This is a genomic window from Pelorhabdus sp. sgz311002 (assembly GCF_056134285.1).
The window spans coordinates 1-19,375 of sequence record NZ_JBWBCL010000009.1 but is presented as its reverse complement, the minus strand read 5'-3'; the positions used below and the strand labels follow the sequence as shown (position 1 = coordinate 19,375).

The 19,375-nt window shown below is 42.2% G+C and carries 20 protein-coding genes and 1 tRNA gene; 7 read left to right on the top strand and 14 right to left on the bottom strand.

Translation table 11 applies throughout. From position 1 onward, the window contains the following. Positions 1-16: 16 nt before the first annotated feature. From fabK to AC0NJP_RS13200, 7 genes are all read right to left on the bottom strand, one after another. A complete protein-coding gene (gene fabK, locus AC0NJP_RS13230; RefSeq protein WP_474040198.1) occupies positions 17-958 on the bottom strand; it encodes an enoyl-[acyl-carrier-protein] reductase FabK in 942 nt (313 codons plus the stop codon). Next, positions 951-1,961, bottom strand: coding sequence for a beta-ketoacyl-ACP synthase III (locus AC0NJP_RS13225; protein WP_474040457.1), 1,011 nt, complete (start codon positions 1,959-1,961; stop codon positions 951-953). The genes fabK and AC0NJP_RS13225 overlap by 8 nt, the downstream gene beginning before the upstream one ends. Then, positions 1,954-2,973 carry a phosphate acyltransferase PlsX gene (plsX, locus tag AC0NJP_RS13220; RefSeq protein ID WP_474040199.1) on the bottom strand — a complete coding sequence of 340 codons (1,020 nt, stop codon included), beginning with the start codon at positions 2,971-2,973 and terminating at the stop codon, positions 1,954-1,956. The genes AC0NJP_RS13225 and plsX overlap by 8 nt, the downstream gene beginning before the upstream one ends. A gap of 41 nt (positions 2,974-3,014) precedes the next feature. Further along, a complete protein-coding gene (gene fapR / locus AC0NJP_RS13215) occupies positions 3,015-3,566 on the bottom strand; it encodes a transcription factor FapR (RefSeq protein ID WP_474040200.1) in 552 nt (183 codons plus the stop codon). A gap of 148 nt (positions 3,567-3,714) precedes the next feature. Beyond that, positions 3,715-3,891, bottom strand: coding sequence for a 50S ribosomal protein L32 (gene rpmF, locus AC0NJP_RS13210; RefSeq protein WP_474040201.1), 177 nt, complete (start codon positions 3,889-3,891; stop codon positions 3,715-3,717). A gap of 25 nt (positions 3,892-3,916) precedes the next feature. Continuing rightward, the gene (locus tag AC0NJP_RS13205; RefSeq protein ID WP_474700102.1) at positions 3,917-4,432 is read right to left on the bottom strand and encodes a YceD family protein; all 516 of its coding nucleotides are present in this window, start codon (positions 4,430-4,432) and stop codon (positions 3,917-3,919) included. Positions 4,433-4,511: 79 nt separating this feature from the next. Further along, on the bottom strand, positions 4,512-5,708 hold the full coding sequence (locus tag AC0NJP_RS13200; RefSeq protein WP_474040203.1) for an acetate/propionate family kinase: 1,197 nt from the start codon (positions 5,706-5,708) through the stop codon (positions 4,512-4,514). A 182-nt stretch (positions 5,709-5,890) separates the two neighbouring features. Here AC0NJP_RS13200 and AC0NJP_RS13195 point away from each other — a divergent pair, with 182 nt between their 5' ends. Then, on the top strand, positions 5,891-7,126 hold the full coding sequence (locus tag AC0NJP_RS13195; protein ID WP_474700101.1) for a nucleotidyltransferase: 1,236 nt from the start codon (positions 5,891-5,893) through the stop codon (positions 7,124-7,126). 59 nt (positions 7,127-7,185) lie between these two features. Further along, entirely contained in the window at positions 7,186-7,551 is a 366-nt protein-coding gene (locus AC0NJP_RS13190) for a nucleoside recognition domain-containing protein (protein WP_474700100.1), read from the top strand. Here AC0NJP_RS13190 and recA read toward each other — a convergent pair. Together recA and AC0NJP_RS13180 are read right to left on the bottom strand one after the other, a co-directional pair. Then, a complete protein-coding gene (gene recA, locus AC0NJP_RS13185) occupies positions 7,499-8,566 on the bottom strand; it encodes a recombinase RecA (RefSeq protein WP_474040458.1) in 1,068 nt (355 codons plus the stop codon). The genes AC0NJP_RS13190 and recA overlap by 53 nt on opposite strands. A 408-nt stretch (positions 8,567-8,974) precedes the next feature. Beyond that, positions 8,975-9,163 (bottom strand): hypothetical protein, encoded by a 189-nt coding sequence (locus AC0NJP_RS13180; RefSeq protein WP_474040206.1) that lies wholly within the window; start codon positions 9,161-9,163, stop codon positions 8,975-8,977. A 65-nt stretch (positions 9,164-9,228) separates the two neighbouring features. Here AC0NJP_RS13180 and AC0NJP_RS13175 point away from each other — a divergent pair, with 65 nt between their 5' ends. The 3 genes from AC0NJP_RS13175 to AC0NJP_RS13165 all read left to right on the top strand — a co-directional run bounded on the left by AC0NJP_RS13175 (position 9,229) and on the right by AC0NJP_RS13165 (position 12,604). After that, positions 9,229-10,035 carry a J domain-containing protein gene (locus tag AC0NJP_RS13175; RefSeq protein WP_474700099.1) on the top strand — a complete coding sequence of 269 codons (807 nt, stop codon included), beginning with the start codon at positions 9,229-9,231 and terminating at the stop codon, positions 10,033-10,035. Positions 10,036-10,168: 133 nt separating this feature from the next. Next, positions 10,169-11,626, top strand: coding sequence for a recombinase family protein (locus AC0NJP_RS13170; protein ID WP_474700098.1), 1,458 nt, complete (start codon positions 10,169-10,171; stop codon positions 11,624-11,626). 33 nt (positions 11,627-11,659) lie between these two features. Then, positions 11,660-12,604: a sporulation integral membrane protein YlbJ gene (locus tag AC0NJP_RS13165; RefSeq protein ID WP_474040209.1), complete on the top strand. Its 945-nt coding sequence runs from the start codon at positions 11,660-11,662 to the stop codon at positions 12,602-12,604. A gap of 42 nt (positions 12,605-12,646) precedes the next feature. Here the strand turns inward: AC0NJP_RS13165 and AC0NJP_RS13160 are convergent, their stop codons facing one another. From AC0NJP_RS13160 to rsmD, 3 genes are read right to left on the bottom strand one after another with little or no spacing between them, the layout of a single operon-like run. Then, positions 12,647-13,132: an ATP synthase F0 subunit B gene (locus AC0NJP_RS13160; RefSeq protein WP_474040210.1), complete on the bottom strand. Its 486-nt coding sequence runs from the start codon at positions 13,130-13,132 to the stop codon at positions 12,647-12,649. 20 nt (positions 13,133-13,152) lie between these two features. Next, positions 13,153-13,638: a pantetheine-phosphate adenylyltransferase gene (coaD, locus tag AC0NJP_RS13155; protein ID WP_474040211.1), complete on the bottom strand. Its 486-nt coding sequence runs from the start codon at positions 13,636-13,638 to the stop codon at positions 13,153-13,155. A gap of 16 nt (positions 13,639-13,654) precedes the next feature. After that, a complete protein-coding gene (gene rsmD / locus AC0NJP_RS13150; protein ID WP_474700097.1) occupies positions 13,655-14,215 on the bottom strand; it encodes a 16S rRNA (guanine(966)-N(2))-methyltransferase RsmD in 561 nt (186 codons plus the stop codon). Positions 14,216-14,346: 131 nt separating this feature from the next. Between rsmD and AC0NJP_RS13145 the strand changes: the two genes are divergently transcribed. Beyond that, positions 14,347-16,011 (top strand): DUF4127 family protein, encoded by a 1,665-nt coding sequence (locus tag AC0NJP_RS13145; protein WP_474700096.1) that lies wholly within the window; start codon positions 14,347-14,349, stop codon positions 16,009-16,011. A gap of 74 nt (positions 16,012-16,085) precedes the next feature. On the opposite strand, the gene AC0NJP_RS13140 is transcribed toward AC0NJP_RS13145, so the two are convergent. Beyond that, on the bottom strand, positions 16,086-16,778 hold the full coding sequence (locus AC0NJP_RS13140) for a C40 family peptidase (protein ID WP_474700095.1): 693 nt from the start codon (positions 16,776-16,778) through the stop codon (positions 16,086-16,088). 180 nt (positions 16,779-16,958) lie between these two features. On the opposite strand from AC0NJP_RS13140, the gene AC0NJP_RS13135 reads away from it, so the two are divergent. After that, a tRNA-Pro gene (locus AC0NJP_RS13135) sits at positions 16,959-17,035 on the top strand. Positions 17,036-17,098: 63 nt separating this feature from the next. Here the strand turns inward: AC0NJP_RS13135 and fusA are convergent. Beyond that, the gene (gene fusA, locus AC0NJP_RS13130) at positions 17,099-19,135 is read right to left on the bottom strand and encodes an elongation factor G (protein WP_474700094.1); all 2,037 of its coding nucleotides are present in this window, start codon (positions 19,133-19,135) and stop codon (positions 17,099-17,101) included. Between the last annotated feature and the right edge of the window lie 240 nt (positions 19,136-19,375).

The window sequence follows — 19,375 nt, the reverse complement described above, 5'->3', positions numbered from 1 at the left end:
CTAAGCCCAATTAGAATTATCTAAAAGTATTTAACTGAGAAATCACTTTTGGAACACCATTAACAAGATCTTGAATAATTTCTTTCACAGGCTTGATGTCTTGAATTAAACCAGCAACCTGGCCGACCATAACAGAACCATAGTCCGTATCGCCGTCTTTTGCGGCAGCCCGAAGCTTACCAACACCTTTTTGATCTAATTCTTCAATTGATGCGCCACTGCGTTCCATTTCTTCAAGCTCTCTGGTAAGTTTATTGGCAATCACTCGAACAGGATGACCTGTCGTAAGACCAGACACCACGGTAGAACGATCTTTCGCTTTTAAAATAGCCTCTTTATATTTTAGATGAGCTGTACACTCCGTAGAAGCAACGAAACGTGTACCAATCTGAACACCTTGGGCGCCCAATGCTAAAGCAGCAATCATCGCTCGGCTATCGCCAATACCACCGGCAGCAATTACCGGAATTTTAACAGCATCAACCACTTGTGGTACTAGCGTCATAGTAGAAATAGTCCCTACATGTCCGCCGCTTTCCATTCCTTCTGCAATAATTGCCGTAACGCCCACTTTCTCTAGCCGTCTTGCCAGAGCAACAGACGCTACTACCGGAATAACTTTTGTATTAATCTCCTGTAGTGCAGGAATATATTCGCCAGGATTTCCCGCTCCTGTTGTAATTACAGAAACTCTTTCATCTATGACAACTTGCATCACCTCTTTTACAAACGGTGAGCGAAGCATAATATTCACACCAAAAGGTCTATCTGTCATTTCTTTTGCTTTTCGGATCTCTGCCCTCAAAATATCCGCAGGCATTTGACCTGAACCAATAAGTCCCAAAGCGCCTGCATTCGATACAGCGGCTGCGAGTTCTGCTGTAGCTACCCAAGCCATTCCACCTTGTATTATGGGATATTCGATCTGCAGCAGATCACACAAGTCGTTTTTAAACAATAGTTTTATCCTCCTTGCTCCATTTTATAACAGCTGAAGCCCAAGTAAGTCCAGCTCCAAAACCAACAAGTACAACATTGTCGCCTTTTTTAATCGTTCCAGCATGATATGCCTCATCTAAGGCAATCGGAATCGACCCAGCGGAAGTATTGCCATATTTATCAAGATTTACAACAACTTTTTCCATGGGCATTTTTAAACGTTTTGCCGCCGATTGAATGATACGTATATTAGCCTGATGTGGTACAAGTACATCCACATCACTACGAGTAAGACCAGCAGATTCCAAAGCTTTCAATGCGGCCTCTCCCATAATCTTAATGGCAAATTTAAAAACTTCATTACCGCTCATAAAAACATAATGTTCCCGATTGGTCACAGTAAGAGCACTAGCTGGCAAACGAGATCCGCCCGCTGGCAATTTTAAAAGTTCACCGCCGCTACCGTCAGCGCCAAGATAACTGCCTAACAGCCCAAACCCAGCTTCCACTTCGCCGAGAACGGCTGCACCAGCGCCATCACCGAACAAAACACAAGTATTGCGATCTGTCCAATCAAGAATTCGTGATAACGTTTCTGCCCCAATCACTAAAACCTTTTTATAACAACCGCTTTTTATAAACTGAGTTCCTGTAACAAGACCATAGGCAAACCCACTGCAGCCTGCCGCTAAATCGAAAGCCGCTGCATGAGAAGCCTGAAGTTTATCTTGCACTAAACAAGCTGTTGAAGGAAAAAGCATGTCTGGCGTAGCTGTTGCCACAATAATAAGATCTATTTCATCGGCAGTAACACCAGCGTCCGCCAAAGCACGGCGAGCAGCCATCGTGGCCAGATCAGAGGTACTCTCTTCTGCTGCAGCAATTCTACGCGCTTTGATCCCCGTCCGTTCAACAATCCACTCGTCATTTGTATCAACTAACTTTTCTAAATCGTAATTTGTCATCTCTTTTTCCGGTAAATAGGAGCCAATTCCAATAATCCCAACTGCTTTATTATTCATCATCACTGAGATCACCCTCCTTCGCGAGGCTTTCACGGATATGTTCGACAACTTTTCGTTCTTGAAATTCATAGGCAACACGAATTGCATTTTTGATTGCCTTAGCCTTTGAACTGCCATGGCAAATAATGAATCCGCCATTTACACCAAGTAATGGCGCACCGCCATATTCGCTATAGTCAAGTTTTTTCTTTAAAGTTTTTAAAGCTGGTAAAATCATTAAAGATGCTATTTTCACAAAAAGTCCGCTTTGTTTGATTGCATCTTTGATCATTTCCAAAATTGCTTTCGCTAGGCCTTCGCCAGCTTTCAAAACTACATTGCCGACAAAGCCATCACAAACAATAACATCAGCCGTTCCTTTCATAATGTCACGGCCTTCTACATTGCCAATAAATCGAATTGTTTTTAATTGTTTTAACAGAGGATACGTCGCAAGAGCCTGCTCATTTCCTTTTGTCTCTTCTTCGCCGATATTTAAAAGCCCTACTTTAGGTTCATCGATCTGCATTACGTATTTCGCATAAATGGATCCCATAATACCACTTTGCATCAAATGCTTGGGCTTAGAATCTACATTTGCACCAGAATCAAGTAAAATGGTTATACCGCTCTGATGAGGAATCGGTGTAGCAATTGTAGGACGCTCAATCCCCGGAATTCGTCCGAGTCCAAAAAGCGCAGCAGCTACAGCAGCTCCTGTACTGCCTGCGGAAATAACTACATCGCACAGACCTTCTTTGACTAGCCTTGTCGCTACAACGACAGAAGAATCTTTCTTTTTGCGAACAGCGGCGCCGGGATGATCCTCCATGGTAATGACTTCACTGGCATGGTGAATTGTAATTCGATCATTTTTCCCCATTCCCTGCTTGTCAAGTTCCTTTTGAATCAGTTCTTGATCTCCTACCAAAACGATATCGCAGGGCACCGTCTGTAAGGCTTCAATTGCTCCGAGTATAATCTCACGAGGCGCTAAATCGCCCCCCATGGCGTCAACGGCAACCTTCATTGATATCTCCCTTCATCTCCGAACTAACCGATTGGCTGTTGTTACAAGGAAACCATAATAAACTTTGCCCGAAATACTTCTCTATTATCATTTCTGGTTTTCACCCAAATAAAAAACTTGTTTCCTCGTTTTTTTATAACTTCCGCTTTTGCGACTAGTTTATCGCCAACGTGAATAGGCACTTTATATTTTATATTAGCAACGCCCGTTACTGCAACAGGAACATCGAGAACTGCCAAAGCCAAAGAATTGGCCTGCGCATAAATATAATGTCCTCTAGCTACGCGCGTCTTTTCAAAAACCATGTCATCTGTTACTGTCATTAAAGAAATACCATTTTTACCCAGTTCTAAATCAATTAGCTCACCAACTACTTCAGCACTCGCAATTGATTTTACTTTCCCCTGGGCTTGGTGAGCCATTTGTCGAATTCGTTCGCGTAGTTCCGGAATACCAAGTTCCAGTCGGTCTAAGCGAATCGTCTGAACACTAACGCCCAATAGACGTGCCAAATCTTCATCTTTGAGAAAAGGACTTTTATCAAGTTCAAGACACAATTGATTTTGACGCAACTTTTTTTTGTTTCCGGCCATAGCATCACCCAATTTTTTATCAACAAGTTTTATTACCTGTTACTAACACCAATTATATCGGGCACTCTTAAAAAATGCAAGTGCATTTTACAAAAAAAACAAGCAAGATAAAGCGAATACTCCTTTATCTTGCTTGTTTCACTTCTTATTATTCTGCCGTTACAATCGCCTTTCCGTTATAGAAACCGCATTCAGGGCACACACGGTGGGGCATTTTTAATTGATGACATTGCGGACACGCAATCAGATTCGGAACGGTAAGTTTCCAATTAGCACGACGAGAATCACGACGTGCTTTGGACATTTTACGCTTCGGAACTGCCATGAAACATACACCTCCTCAATAAAATTCACTTTTCTTGTATCAACCGACTTAAAATTGCAAGTCGCGGATCAATAGATTCTTGATTACAATTACAGCTCTGTTCATTGCGGTTTACACCACAAACAGGACATAAACCAAGGCAAGCGTCGCTGCAAAGCGGTTGAAGCGGTTCGTTCAGCAGCAAATTCTCTCGGACAAGTTCATCAATATCAATGAAGTCACCTTCATAAATAATACAATCAGCTTCTCCGAGTCCCTGACTTAAGGGTTGATTCGCTTCGCGAAAGTCTTCCGCAAAAGAAATCGTTTCTTGCCGTTCAAAAAAAGTCAAACAGCGGTTGCACTCATAAGCGGCCTGCGCCGTAATCGTCCCAGCAATAGTAAGACGGTCGCCTAGGTTTGTGACTTCGCCCTTGACGATAATATCCCCATTTTGATAAGGGTGCTGGCCATCTATGTTGAGCTTCTCCGCGGCGGTAACAAAAGAAAATTCTTGTCTGCCACCCAACTCTTTTTTAGCTTGCACTACAGAAATAAGCATAATGCTCACCTCAACATTTCTATATTATAGCCAGTCAAAAAAGGTTTGTCAAGCAAAAAGACTTGACTGAGAAAACGGCTTAGCCGTTGCAAATTGCTTTTGTATCACGGGCAATAACCAGTTCTTCATTGGTAGGAATAAGGAGAACGGTAACTTTCGAATCGTCAGTGCTAACTTTTGTTTCTTTGCCGCGAACATTATTCTTCTCTGCATCAACACAAATACCCATGAATTCTAAGCCTTCACAAATACTAGCTCGCATCGAAGCCGAATTTTCACCAAGCCCTGCCGTAAATACAACGACATCAACTCCGCCCATAGCAGCGGCATAAGCGCCGATATATTTACGAACACGATAAGCAAACATATCCAGAGCCAGTTTAGCGCGACTATTATTTTCGTTGGCAGCTTCTTCAATGTCTCTAAAGTCGCTCGAAACGCCGGAAATTCCCAGAACACCTGATTCTTTATTCAGGTAAGCATCCACTTCGGCACTTGTCATATTGGCTTTTTTCATAAGGAAAGAAATAATCGCGGGATCAATGGAACCACTGCGAGTTCCCATTAAAAGACCATCAAGCGGCGTAAAGCCCATGCTTGTATCCATGCAGGCGCCATTTTTTACCGCTGCAATACTAGAACCATTGCCCAAATGGCAAGTAATAATTTTCAATTCATTCAAAGGTTTACCAAGCAAAGTTGCCGCACGCTGTGAGACAAATTTATGGGATGTGCCATGGAAACCATAACGGCGCAAGCCATATTTTTCATAGGCTTCATAGGGAAGACCATAGAGGAAAGTATGTTTAGGCATCGTCTGATGGAAAGCAGTATCAAAAACAGCAATATGAGGCACATTAGGCATAACTTCTTTGCAGGCATTGATTCCGGCAATATTAGGAGGATTATGAAGCGGCGCCATATCAATACACTCTTCGATGCCTTTCATTACTTCTGGTGTAATGAGAACAGATTTCGTGAATTTTTCACCGCCATGAGCAACACGATGACCAACAGCATTAATTTCATCCATGCTTTTTAATACGCCATATTCAGGATTTACAAAAGCATTTAGGACTAATTTAATACCAACAGTGTGCGTCGGAATATCTGTTTTAATAACTACTTTGTCATGACCGGCTGGCTGATGCGTAAGAACCGCCCCATCAAGACCAATTCTTTCCACCAAACCTTTGGCAATAACAGATTCGTCGTTCATATTCACAAGCTGATATTTAATCGACGAGCTACCACAATTTACAACTAATACATTCATAAAAAAATCCTCCTTAGTAACCTAATCTACAAACTAACTCCATAAACTTCGACAGCAAAAGCAAATATCCTTTCCTAAAAATACTTTTTCTTTTATGTAATCGCAATTTATTTTGTTATACTATATTTTAGTATACTAAGAAGAAATCATCTATATATCCGTTCATATCAGGGGGATTGTTTATGAATGCAGTAGGTATTATCGCGGAATATAATCCTTTTCATAAAGGCCATGCCTATCATATCGAGCAGGCTAAAAAAAGTTCCCAAAGAGAAACTGTCGTTGTCGTCATGAGCGGATCTTTCGTACAGCGTGGCGAACCTGCCTTATTTGACAAATGGTTACGAGCAAAAATGGCCCTTTGCGGCGGAGCTGATCTTATCATCGAGCTTCCCACGGTGTTTGCCCTGCGAAGTGCTCAGTATTTTGCCGAAGGCGCTATTTCCTTGCTACACCGACTTGGTTCGGTAAGCCATGTTTGTTTTGGCGCCGAAACACCTGATGAAAAACAGTTAAGCGAAGCGGCTAAACTGCTTGACGACCCACACCTAAGCAAGCTCCTATCAGAAAGGATGCGCAACTTCGGCCTGAGCTATGCAGCGGCGCTTGCAGAACTTCTCACAGCTGAATTAGACTTTTCGCTTTCACCCAATAATATTTTAGCTATCGAATATATGCGAGCCATTCGAAAACTCGCCCCCACTTTAAAGCCTTTACCAATTCTAAGAACAACAGAGTATCATAACGTAGCCATAAACCAGCCGATTGTCAGCGCCAGCGCAATTCGCCAAGCTTTATACCATAAACAAGAAAGCCCGCAATGGCAAGAAACACTGCCAACTAGTGTTCTCACTTTAATCCAGCAGGCATTACAAGAAAACAGCAAGTTTCCCCGATTGGAAAATTTATCCTTGCCGCTTTTAACGCTTCTTCGCACCCATCCGCCGCACTTTTTTCATGACCAAGCAGAAATCACTGAAGGACTGGAATATAAAATACAAAAAGCTGCCAAAGAGGCAACTTCTTGGGATTCCTTCTTTGCTAAGATTATGACGAAACGCTATCCACCAGCAAAGTTACGTCGTATTTTACTGTATCTATTACTGAACGTGTCTCAAAAAGCACTACAAAAAGCCGATGAGCAAGGTCCGCTTTATAGTCGAGTTTTAGCCTTTAATGATCAAGGAAGAAGCTTTTTACGAGAAGCGAAACACACTGCTTCTATTCCATTCATTTTAAAAACAGCACAATTTCTAGCAAGTAACAACTTCGCTTCCGACTTATCACCGCTTCAGCAAATGCTATCCATCGATATAGCAGCAACAGATATCTACAACCTGTCCTTCCCTGAAACAGCTTGGCAACCAGGCGGTCAAGACTATCGCCGTTCTCCTTATTATCAACGGAAAAGGGAATAACATGATTCGACTACCAATATAATAGGTAATGAAATTCCAAGAACGAAGGAGGCGGGTACATGGCCCCATTTATACAAAAAAGCTATCGCAAACATTGTTTTGCTTACTTCCTAGCCTTGTTCTCTTGTTTTATGACGTTAGCCATGGTTGTTTACCCTAAAGAAGCCTTTGAATCAGCTGTAATGGGTTTAAATTTGTGGTGGAATGTAGTATTCCCCGCCCTGCTACCATTTTTTGTCTTGTCAGAAATCCTTATGGGTTTTGGCATAGTCCATTTTATCGGTGTACTATTAGAGCCTTTAATGCGGCCTTTATTTAATGTTCCAGGAGTTGGCGCTTTAGCGTCAACTCCTGTTTGCCATACGGGAACGACTATTCCTCGCTATCTATCTCGTTGTCTTTTTCAATATCATCACTACCAATAGTCTCTACTACACTGATTTTACTTACTAATAATTTTTCACGAATGGCCTGTTCAATGCTTTCCATTAATTCAGGATTTTCTTTTAACGTCTGCTTGGCATTTTCTCGGCCTTGACCCAGACGATGATCACCATAGGAAAACCAAGTACCACTTTTCGCTATAATATCAAGTTCTACGCCTAAATCAATGGCACTACCTGTCCTAGAGATCCCTTCGCCATAAACAATATCAAATTCAGCAGTCCGAAAGGGTGGCGCTACCTTATTCTTTACCACCTTTACTTTTGTCCGATTACCAATCACGTCATTGCCGTTTTTAATGGCTTCCCCTTTGCGAACCTCCATGCGGATAGAAGCATAAAACTTCAAGGCTCGGCCACCTGTAGTAACCTCAGGATTGCCAAACATTACACCCACTTTTTCACGAATTTGATTAATAAAAATAACAGTACAACGTGACTTACTCACGATCCCCGTAAGTTTTCTTAGTGCCTGTGACATGAGTCGGGCATGAAGCCCCACATGGGAATCGCCCATTTCCCCTTCAATTTCCGCTTTGGGTACAAGCGCGGCTACAGAATCAATAACAATGAGATCAATGGCAGAACTGCGAACAAGAGCATCCGCAATATCCAATGCCTGCTCACCGAAATCGGGCTGTGAAATCAGTAAGTTTTCAATATCTACACCTAATGCACGCGCATATGTCGGATCAAGCGCATGCTCCGCATCAATAAACGCAGCAATGCCGCCTAGTTTCTGCACTTCAGCAATCATATGCAAGCTTACTGTCGTTTTTCCTGATGACTCTGGTCCATAAACCTCAATGCAACGTCCTCGGGGAATTCCACCTACCCCTAAAGCCAAATCCAATGATAAGGCCCCAGTGGGAATCACTTCAATATTCATTTTGTCAGCCGCTTCGCCCAGTTTCATAATCGAACCGTCGCCAAAATCTTTTTTTATCTTTCGTAATGCCGCCTCTAAGGCATTTTCTTTATTTAGGCCTTTATCCATACGTTCTACCACTTCCAACGCCTCCATATAGAACATTTGTTCGGTTTTATTATAAGAGCAAAACAAAAAAAATGCAAGAGTTAAAACAAAATTTCAAATTTCCATTGACATAAACCGCTAAAATATAGCAATATATTAACTAGCAATAAAAATTTTATTTTGAAAAGTTTATTTAAAGAAGCTTTTAAAAATATTTTGATTGTTTTTTAGTATACTGCAAGAAACAGTACATTTTTAAATTAAAGTGAGTTGATTATAAAATGTTCGATAGTGACAAGGTTGACCCATTAAAAAAGGAAATGGAGATCACTTATCTAAACGAGCTGAATCATGTTGTAGCTGAAAAAGAAGCTTTACGTAAAATTATTACATTTTACAACAGCGATGGAAATTTGGAAAAAACAATTATCAATGTACGTTTTTCTCTTGATATGGACTGGTGATATGCGATAAATTATCGTCTGTGACTCCACTACACAGACGATTTTTCATTTCGTTCTTCATTAACCGGCGTTGAGCGGCCAGTAACAGTAAGAAAACCGCTGTTTTGCCATAGGTTGATTCTTCATCTACATAAAAAATTGTTTTTTCTTGCATAAACAATCCTCCTTTCACCTCCTACTAACATAGCAAAAAAAATTTAAAATATGATGGTGATTTCTATGCTAGGCAATTATTATGATATTCTGGAACTTTCCCCACAATCTTCACCAGAAGAAATTCAAAAAGCCTATCGCCGTCTTGTAAAAAAACATCATCCTGATATCTCTACAGACAAAGAAGCGGCGACAGCAAAAATGGCCCAGTTAAATCAAGCTTACGAAACATTATCTGATCCGATAAAACGACAAGCTTTTGATGCGCAAATCTTGAGCCGTAAAGCAGTAAAACAAACAAAGCGTCGTCCCCATCGTGCTGCCTCCCAAAGCTTCATTCGGCGAAATACAGGCCTTGCCTACGGCGTCGCCGCCTTATGTCTGCTCTTTATTTTTTATGTTTTATCAGTTGACAAACCCCACACTCCCTCCGAATCCAATCAAGCGACGGCAACCAGTACAGCACTGTTCAAAGGAGAAAAAGGAAAAGCAAATATTCTTACCCAATTACTGCCCCAAGATGCGTCGACAAAACAAGCAGGAAAGCATTCTATTACTATTGCAAATCGCCAATCATCCTTGCCGCTATATGGCCGTCTTTGGCTGCTATCGGGCACACCGCAGCCAGTTAGAGCTTTCACAATTCGAGCAGGTGAGCAGCTTATACTAGATCAACTCACTCCGGGAAATTATGAAATACACTATATGTATCTTTACGAAGAAAAGCCAGCAGCGACAGCTTTTAAAACTCAGCCCTTTCTTCTTGTCGCCAAAGAAGTCCCGAATGAAACAACAAAAGACTTTATGATTGAATTGATTTTGCCACAACCAGCCACTTCACCACCCTATTCTTTAGATCGCGACGCCCTATAGTAAAAAAACTACGAGCCGCCTGATAACCAGGCGGCGTTTTTATTTTGTAAAAAGTCTTTAAAATGATTCTCAGCCCGTTAAGTGCATCATAAGTTAATAAAAAACCTGAAAATCTACAAAGGGGGACCTCAGCATGAAACAACACCAGCAAGATGCAAGTAAGGAGCATGCTGCCCTTTATTTGCGGGTTTCTACGGAAGAACAGGCCGAACATGGCCTAAGCTTATCTGCCCAGGAAGTTCGTCTTGCAGCCTTCTGTCTTGCTAACAATTGGGAAATTGAAGATATTTATCGTGATGACGGCTATAGCGGCAAAGATTTAAAACGACCTGCTATACAGCGCCTTATTGCTCGGGCGAAAAATAAACAAATCCAACATGTTGTTGTCCTCAAACTAGATCGTCTATCGCGCCGCCAAAAAGATACTCTCTATTTAATTGAAGATATTTTTCTTCCTGAAAAAATTGGTTTTCACTCGGTAACGGAATCCTTTGATACAACCACACCTTACGGCAAAGCCGCTTTGGGCATGATGGCTGTCTTTGCCCAGCTTGAACGAGAAACGATCATCGAACGAGTGAAAATGGCTAAAAAAGAAGCTTCCCGCCAAGGTCGCTGGAAAGGCGGCGAACCACCCTTCGGCTACTACTATAACCGACAGAAAAAACTACTTCAGATTCATCCCGATGAAGCGCGGCATGTAAAAAAAATTTTTGAGCTATATCTTTCCGGCGAATACGGTTTTCAAGCAATTGCCAACCAATTAAACCAAGAAAAAATTGCAACGCGCCAACAAGTCCGCTGGCTTAAAAGTACCATCCGCCAAATCCTCACCAATCCAGCCTATATCGGGAAAATACGGCATTATAATGAGTACTACACTGGTCACCATGAACCGCTTATTACCGAAGACACTTTTGAACTTGTCCAACAAAGAATCCAAAAAAGAACGACAGCAAGACCTGTAAAAGACGCTGAAAACCTCTTGACAGGTCTTTTATTTTGCGCTTGTTGCGGCGCAAGACTTCGCTTTAAAACAAGACATACTAATACCGCCTGCTACAAATCTTACGTCTGTTATACACGACTTGGTTCGCCCGAAATGAAAAAAGCCGATCACTGCACCTTGCCACTACAGCCAGCTCAAGAGTTAAATCAAAAAATTATTTGTCAATTAAACCAACTCATAGTTCCTTCATCATTTTTAGAGCAAGCAGCTCATAAATTGCTGCCAGAAACAGCTGCCCTGTGGCAAAAAAGCGCCCTACAGAAAGAACAAGAAAGCCTTGCCAAACGGTTAAATCGACTCTATGAAGCGTTAGAAACAGGCTTATTGCAGGCAAAGGAACTGGAACCGCGTCTTAAGTCCCTAAAAAACAGGCAAGAAGTTCTTGCACAAAAAATCAAGACAGAAACAGCTCCATCGACCCAGATAGACTTATCGCTGCAGGCTTTATTACAAGCCTTTCCGTCTATTACAATGAATTGGACGTATTTAACACTAGAGGAACAGCGAACCGTATTATTTGACCTCATCAAGAAAATTATCGTCCATCCCGATGGTTCCCTGTCGATTGAACTGCTCCAATAAGGGCTAACGGTACTTAAGGCTTTTGCTCTATCCATGGGACTCGCTTCAGGCTATCCCATGGATGCCGTCATCACCTGTAAATTTCGCAAAAACAACTTATGCAGCGCCATTGAGGCGGAACGATTGCTTTCCTTTACCAACACAGCAGATCCTCTATTTATGTTTGGTGCTGTAGCAGTAGGTATGTTCGCCATGCCGGAAATGGGAGCAATACTCGCCTTATCGCATTATCTGTCCAGTTTTCTTGTGGGAATTATCTTTCGATTCCATGGCAAAGACCGAGAATCAAAACAACCAACTGCACCAAAACAAACCAGTTTTCTGTTACTTCGGGCATTTCGCGCCATGAACCAAGCCAGACGCGAAGATGGCCGCCCTTTTGGCCAACTCTTAGGCGATGCGGTCCGTACATCGATGAATACAATTCTGCTTATTGGCGGCTTTATTATTTTATTCTCCGTGTTTCTGCGAATTATTTCTGTCACCCAGCTAACCTCGGCTTTGACATCCCTTTTCGCTTGTGGATTGCAGGCACTTGGCTGGCATACCAGCTTAGCTAGCGCACTTGTTACCGGCCTATTTGAAATCGATTTGGGTTCTCTCGCCGCCAGTCAAACCAATGCTCCCCTGGCAGAAAAAATCGCCATAACCAGCGCAATCATTGCCTGGAGCGGCTTATCTGTCCATGGACAAGTTGCCAGCATTGTTATTGAGTCAGGAATTCGTATGACGCCTTATATGATAAGCCGCCTACTTCATGCTTTCTTGGCAGCCCTAATTAGTCTACTTCTGATCGACTCGCCGTTTTTAAGTCACTTTTTTATTTCGCCAGTTTTCGCAACAACTGGACCAGATGCCTGGCTGTTTCACTTGCAAAGAACTGGCCAAAATATTTTCTACTGTTTAGCCTTTTTGCTGGCTTTTTCACTAATGTGGAGTACTTTACGCCGCTGCAAAACATTCTTACAAAAAAAGTGAAAGGCAGGGACTAATCCCTGCCTTTCACTTTTTTTCTGCTTGTTACTTCAAACGATCAGATTTGACGGAAGAATGAGCCTGCCTCACCACGTCAGATAAAGAATTTAAGTTGGTTTCAAGATGAGTAAAAACATCGTCAGCATAACGTAACGCGTCAGTTCTCAGTTTTTCCGCTACCTGTTGCGCTTGTTGGGTCATCTGCTCAGCCTGCGCCTGACTTTGACGCGTCAAAGCATCCGCTTCTTCCTGCGCTTTTTTCATAATTACATTTTCATCGGTCAGCTTAGCACTATAAGCCTTCGCCTGTTCAATAATCTTTTGCGCTTCCTTTTGCGCTTCATCAAGAATTCTCTGTCTGTCAGCAAGCACACGCTTGGCATCAGCTAGTTCTGTCGGCATAGCCTCACGAAGGTCATCCATCAGTCTCGCCAAATCATCTTCTTCAATAACTCGCTTATTGGTAAAAGGTACCCGCGCCGCCTCGACAATAATGGCTTCCATTTCATCTAATAAATCGTCAAGTTTCATGCTCTCTCTCCCAATCCCTTTTACATTCCATCATGAATACGCCGTACTACTTTATATTCTATACACTCAGGAACAAGCCCTTTGATCGAACCGCCAAACCGGGCCAATTCCTTAATGCCACTTGAACTAACAAAAGAATAGTCGCTACTTGTCATCATAAAAATCGTCTCCATGGAAGGATCAATTTTTTTTATGAGTAACGCTCGCTGGAACTCATACTCAAAATCACTTAACGCCCGTAACCCCCGGACAATCAAGTTCGTATCTTGCTGACGAACATATTGCGTGAGCAAACCAGAAAATCCATCAACACGAATATTTGGTATATGTACGGTAGCAGCCCGCAGCAATTCAACACGTTCTTCCATTGTAAACAGCGGTTTCTTATTGGGGTTATGAAAAACCGCTACAATCAACTCATCAAACATTTGACTAGCCCGTTCAAAAATATCTAAATGCCCGTTCGTGACGGGATCAAAACTTCCTGGGCAAACACCAATACGCACAACTGTTCCTCCTAAATCATTCTTCTTTTCGCATTACAAAAGCAATTTGTGTTTCGCCAAACTTTTCCGTACGCTTAACTTCTAAAAACTTTAGATTGTCCGGTAAAGTTTCATGCGCGGAATACTCCACTACAAGCACACCCTGCGGCGCTAAAATCGACTTGACAGTATCAAGCTCTGCTAAAACCTTGCCAATCCAACCTCGATTGTAGGGAGGATCACAAAAAACAAGATCAAAAACCTGGCCTTTACTGGAAAAAAAACGAATTCCCTGCAAAGCGTCAGTTTTTTTCACCTCACAAAAAGCTTCCATCTGCGTATAAAGAATATTTTCTTTAATTATGTTCAGACTTTTCGGGGCCACATCAAAAAACACAGCGCTTGCCGCACCACGGCTTAGCGCTTCTAATCCTAGATTTCCTGTACCGCCAAATAAATCAAGAACTGTAGCATCATAAAGCTTATCACGTAAAATATTAAAAAGAGTTTCTTTCACCCGATCTGCTGTAGGACGTACATCTAATCCTTTCGGCGCCTTTAAGCGAAATCCTTTGGCTTTCCCTGCAATTATTCGCATAAAAATCTCCATATGCCTAATGTAGTCATAATTTTACAAAAATCCAAGTCTTTTGCTGCCATAGTTGACCGCAAACCTTTCCTAATTGTAAAATAAATAAGAAAAGTCCGCAACTTTTTTTGAGGTGAACCATGAAACGCATATTCTCTGTCTTTTTGCTCATAACTCTTTTTATTTCGATCTATTTATTTCATTTTCCTGTCACCAATAGTGAAACAATTAAAACAACACTGCCAATAGAAAATCCTTGGCTGACAATTCTATTGGTCCCCTTGGACAGTCGTCCGCCTTGTACCCAATTTGTTGATCAACTGGGACGCATGGCTGGTATCAAAGTTATTTTGCCACCAGACGATTTGCTGGATCACTTTCGCACCCCTTCTGATAAAGCAGCTTTACGGCAATGGCTGAAAACAGCAGCACCCCAAGCCGATGCCGCCATCATTTCTATTGATATGCTGATTCACGGCGGACTCCTTTCTTCCCGTTTAGGCGTGGGAACGACCGAAGACATTTCAGAAACTCTCGCTTTGTTGCGAGATATTCATCAAGACTCGCCCCAAACGAAGCTTTATGCTTTCAGCATAATTCCGCGCCTGCTTGTTGCTGACGGTAGCGATTCCGCCGCCTATAAAAAAGATCTACTAAATTATTCTATCCTAAAAAACCAAATCGCTCTCTTTGAAAACCCCCTTGACTATAAAAAACTGCAAAAAATCGAATCACAAATACCAGCAAAAGTCATTGCCGACTATGAATCACTGTATGACCAAAACCTAAAATTAAACAAACAATTGTTAGACCTTGTCCATGATCATACCCTCTCTGAACTGGTAATCGGGCAAGACGATGGACATTCCTTTGGAATTCCTAACTTAATCAAAGAAAAATTGCAAAATCTAATTACTCACGATGAAGAACTTGTCAATCACGTAATCATCACGCGCGGCGCCGACGAAATAGCCGCTGATCTTCTCGCTCGCATCGCCGCCCAAAAAGCCCATAAAGAGCCTCGTATTTACGTAGCATACTCAACTGAGGAAGCCCCAGCTGTCATTATGCCCTATATGCCTCACTCCGTACAAACAACCGTTCAAGAAAAAATAGCGATGCTCCACGGCCAAGAAGTTTTCACCCCTGATGAGGCGACCTTTCTACTTTATGTACATATCGGTACAAAAGAGACGACTGACAAAAAGAAAGAACAAGCAGCAAACGAAATTAAACGCTTTATGGCTCAGGGGTATCCTGTTGCTCTTGTGGACTTATCGGAAAATTTTTATGCCGATCAATGTCTCTTCCCCCTACTCTTAAAAGAAAAAGTAAAAGTTGCAGAACTAGCAGCCTATGCTGGCTGGAATACAACAAGCAATTCCATCGGCACAGCTGTCGCCGAAGCTTTTGCTGCAACGAGCACATTAGGCTCAGCTGATGAAATCCTCCAGCGTGATCAAGCGCGACTCGAATTTCTATTTAGCCGCTTTGCCGATGACTATTACTACCAAAAAGAAATTCAGCCATGGATTAATAAACGAGTCACAAATCTAAATGCAGACCCCTACAATCTTCCTGATGCTAAAATGCAAGATACAACCGAAACAATTCAACATTTCATGGCTGCCAAAAGTAAAGATTTTTTTCAAAAAGCTCTAAAAGGAAAACTTATTGTCTTAGAAGATCAAACAGGAAAACGCCTGTATCGTATCCCGTCTTTCTCCATTGACAGTACGCTGCCTTGGGAACGCACCTTTGAAATCAAAGTGCAGCCGCAATTTCAGCTTCAAATTGAAAACTAAGCTTAAAAAACTCTATTCTATCACGGTACCGCTTTGAAGCAAGAACCTGATAGAATAGAGTTTTTTTATTTTTCCTATAGGACACGTTTCGCTCCGAGAAAACGTGATTGATAATACGAGCTCGATAAAGAAGTAATCTTTACGTGCCCAGCGCCTGAACTAGCATGAATAAAGCTACCGTTTCCTATATAGATTCCTACATGAGACGGTCCAGGCTCATAGGTACTAAAGAAAAGCAAATCTCCTGCCTGCAGTTGACTAAGCGGCACTTGTGTACCGACAGCAAACTGCTCATCAGCCATTCGTGGCAAGGATACGTTTTGCTGACGAAACACGTACGTAATAAAACCAGAACAGTCAAATCCAGCCGGACTTGCGCCTGCCCATACATAAGGAACGCCGAGATACTGCATCGCCATATTTACTATCTGCTGACCGCGTCTTGAACTCCCACTGCGACTTGTCATAACAGCTTGTCCTCGATAGGCGCGCAGTTTTTCAAGCGTATCTGGACCGGCTACCCCATCCGCATAAATACCGCAAGATCTTTGAAAATCCATAACCGCATTGCGCGTAGCATTACCAAAAACGCCATCAGCTGTACCTTGATAAAAACCAGCTTCAGCCAGCTTTTGCTGTAAGACGCTAACATTAGTCCCCTGCGAACCAACAGTAAGCACATTCGGCGAAGCCTGCACGATCACCGTTGCATTACACCAAAAAACAACAATAGCAATAAAAAACATCATTCGAAAACTATACTTCATTCAACCACCTAGACCTTTTTATAAAATTCATTCTTTTGGTATATTTTATCTATTTTAGGATTCGATTACCAATCAAAAAATTCCCTCAATCAAAAGTCCTAATATTTAAGGAAAAAATAGGTGAAAATATAAGTTTTATGTTGACAGTGATAAAAATATAAGTTATACTATTAAACGTTGCGGGGCGTAGCGCAGTTTGGTAGCGCGTACGGTTCGGGACCGTAAGGCCGCAGGTTCGAATCCTGTCGCCCCGACCAAAAAAACCGAATAAAAAAACTCTAAGCATTTTGCTTAGAGTTTTTTTATGTCTACATATGTTTTTAAGCCTCTTCACTCACTTTAGCTGTTTTCTGACTGGCAATAATCCCTTCCGCTACTTTCGGCGGTACTTCATCATAATGCGAAAAAGCTTGTGTAAAAACACCGCGTCCTTGTGTAATGGAACGAAGATCCACAGGGAAACGGAATAACTCGGCCAGTGGTACATGAGCCGTTACTTTGCCCAACCCATCATCAATTGGCTCCATTCCCAAAATCCGACCACGCTTGCCATTAATGTGGCTCACAACGTCACCCATAAGATCTTGCGGCATCGTCACCGCAATCTGATAAACCGGCTCTAGTAAAACAGGTTTCGCCTGCAAAGCTCCTTTACGCAAAGCCATGGCGCTTGCTGTTTTAAAGGCCATTTCAGACGAATCCACCGTATGATAAGAACCATCCGTCAACGTAACTTTCACATCAACCAACGGATATCCCGCCAAAATTCCGGACTGCAAGGCCTCCTTAACGCCCTTTTCTACAGCAGGAATATATTGTCTCGGTACGGAGCCACCGAAAATCGCATCGACAAACGCAAAGTCACCGCCAGGAAGCGGCTCAACTTGCAACCAAACATGACCATACTGCCCATGGCCGCCGCTTTGTTTTTTATGTTTTCCTTCTACTTTAACTGTGCCGCGAATCGTTTCGCGATAAGGGATTTTGGGTAACTTGAGCGAAGCCGATACACCAAATTTCCGTTTCATTTTTTCCATCATAATATCAAGGTGTATTTCCCCAATTCCCTTCACTAACAGCTGGCGATTTTCTGTATCCTTTACGATTTGAAATGTCGGATCTTCATCTTGCAATCGCAGCAATGCAGTATTGACTTTGTCTTCTTCTCCCTTTTTAATTTCAAGTCCCATCACATACATGGGCTCGGGATATTCAATTGGTGAAAAAAGCGTACAAGAAGACTTATCACAAAGCGTATCACCTGTATTGCAGTCCTGCATTTTAGCAATAACAGCAATATCACCAGCCTGAACTTGCGTCACAGGAGTCTGGTTTTTACCACGCAAAACAAAGAGATGACCAACCTTCTCTTGTTTCTGTTTTGTTGCATTCATAACCGCCATATCTTGCTTTAAAACCCCAGACATAACTTTTACATAATTTAGCCGTCCCACAAAGGGATCAGCCGTCGTTTTAAAGACAAAGGCAGCAAAAGGATCAGCCGCAACCCCTTGTGGCGCTGGCAAATACCGAATAATACCATTTAACAATTCATCTATGCCCATCACCAACAGCGCCGAACCGCAAAGCACAGGAAATAGTTTTGTCTGCGTCACACCAGCAAGTACAGCACTGCGAATTTCCTCTACTGACAATTCCTCGCCTTCTAAATATTTATTCAGAAGATCATCGTCATTCTCTACAGCCGCTTCGATCAGCATCTGCCGATATAATTCTGTCTGTTCCGAAAGATTAGTCGGAAGTTCAACTTCTTGCTTTACTTTTCCCTGCCCCTTACGGTCATAACAATAGGCTTTATTTTCTATCAAATCGATAAAACCACTGAAATCGGTTTCTTGCCCAATTGGTATTTGCAACGGAACAACGCCATTGCCAAATTTATCGCGACATTCATCTAATACGGAAAAATAATCAGCATTTTCTCGATCCATTTTATTGATAAAAAACAGGCGTGGCAAAGCCATAGCCTGTATATATTTCCATGACTTTTCAGTTTCTACTTCCACACCGGAAGCTGCGCACACGGGAATTACCACACTATCAGCCGCCCGTAAAACGCCCTTCACTTCGCCCACAAAATCGGCATATCCTGGAGCATCAAGAAAATTTATTTTATTATCCTGCCATTCACAAGGCGCCATGCCGGTACTAATTGTAATCTTCCGTTTGATTTCTTCTGCTTCAAAATCAGTCGTAGCGGTACCGTCATCAACTCTTCCTAGACGAGTGACAACACCACCTTGAAATAAACAAGCTTCAACCAAGGATGTTTTACCAGACCCCCCATGAGCAACAATGCCGACATTTCTGAGCTTCTCCCTTTGATACTCTTTCATTTGACAGCCCTCCTCATAAGTGTGAATGCTTCCATATCCTAGCTAATACTATTGCTTTACAAAAAGTTTCTATATCTACCTGATAATTCCCTCTATTTTGAATCTTTTTCTTTTAAATAAATATCCACCCGCATAGCGGGTGGTTTTTCATTTTCGGGCATAGCCCTTTTAAACTGGCTGCGCATAAATGCGCTTTTTATTGGCCTGCCAGCCATGCAACTTTTACTTGCTACCCGTAAA

What these genes read in the sequence shown, in the direction of transcription:
- AC0NJP_RS13180 (WP_474040206.1), bottom strand. Translation starts at nt 9,163, where the DNA reads ATGCAAGAAAAAACAATTTTTTATGTAGATGAAGAATCAACCTATGGC.
- recA (WP_474040458.1), bottom strand. Translation starts at nt 8,566, where the DNA reads ATGGATAAAGGCCTAAATAAAGAAAATGCCTTAGAGGCGGCATTACGA.
- AC0NJP_RS13160 (WP_474040210.1), bottom strand. Translation starts at nt 13,132, where the DNA reads ATGAAACTTGACGATTTATTAGATGAAATGGAAGCCATTATTGTCGAG.
- AC0NJP_RS13190 (WP_474700100.1), top strand. Translation starts at nt 7,186, where the DNA reads ATGGCCCCATTTATACAAAAAAGCTATCGCAAACATTGTTTTGCTTAC.
- AC0NJP_RS13170 (WP_474700098.1), top strand. Translation starts at nt 10,169, where the DNA reads ATGAAACAACACCAGCAAGATGCAAGTAAGGAGCATGCTGCCCTTTAT.
- AC0NJP_RS13195 (WP_474700101.1), top strand. Translation starts at nt 5,891, where the DNA reads ATGAATGCAGTAGGTATTATCGCGGAATATAATCCTTTTCATAAAGGC.
- AC0NJP_RS13225 (WP_474040457.1), bottom strand. Translation starts at nt 1,961, where the DNA reads ATGAATAATAAAGCAGTTGGGATTATTGGAATTGGCTCCTATTTACCG.
- AC0NJP_RS13145 (WP_474700096.1), top strand. Translation starts at nt 14,347, where the DNA reads ATGAAACGCATATTCTCTGTCTTTTTGCTCATAACTCTTTTTATTTCG.
- fapR (WP_474040200.1), bottom strand. Translation starts at nt 3,566, where the DNA reads ATGGCCGGAAACAAAAAAAAGTTGCGTCAAAATCAATTGTGTCTTGAA.
- rpmF (WP_474040201.1), bottom strand. Translation starts at nt 3,891, where the DNA reads ATGGCAGTTCCGAAGCGTAAAATGTCCAAAGCACGTCGTGATTCTCGT.
- AC0NJP_RS13175 (WP_474700099.1), top strand. Translation starts at nt 9,229, where the DNA reads ATGCTAGGCAATTATTATGATATTCTGGAACTTTCCCCACAATCTTCA.
- fusA (WP_474700094.1), bottom strand. Translation starts at nt 19,135, where the DNA reads ATGAAAGAGTATCAAAGGGAGAAGCTCAGAAATGTCGGCATTGTTGCT.
- AC0NJP_RS13205 (WP_474700102.1), bottom strand. Translation starts at nt 4,432, where the DNA reads ATGCTTATTTCTGTAGTGCAAGCTAAAAAAGAGTTGGGTGGCAGACAA.
- rsmD (WP_474700097.1), bottom strand. Translation starts at nt 14,215, where the DNA reads ATGCGAATAATTGCAGGGAAAGCCAAAGGATTTCGCTTAAAGGCGCCG.
- AC0NJP_RS13165 (WP_474040209.1), top strand. Translation starts at nt 11,660, where the DNA reads ATGGGACTCGCTTCAGGCTATCCCATGGATGCCGTCATCACCTGTAAA.
- AC0NJP_RS13140 (WP_474700095.1), bottom strand. Translation starts at nt 16,778, where the DNA reads ATGAAGTATAGTTTTCGAATGATGTTTTTTATTGCTATTGTTGTTTTT.
- plsX (WP_474040199.1), bottom strand. Translation starts at nt 2,973, where the DNA reads ATGAAGGTTGCCGTTGACGCCATGGGGGGCGATTTAGCGCCTCGTGAG.
- AC0NJP_RS13200 (WP_474040203.1), bottom strand. Translation starts at nt 5,708, where the DNA reads ATGAATGTATTAGTTGTAAATTGTGGTAGCTCGTCGATTAAATATCAG.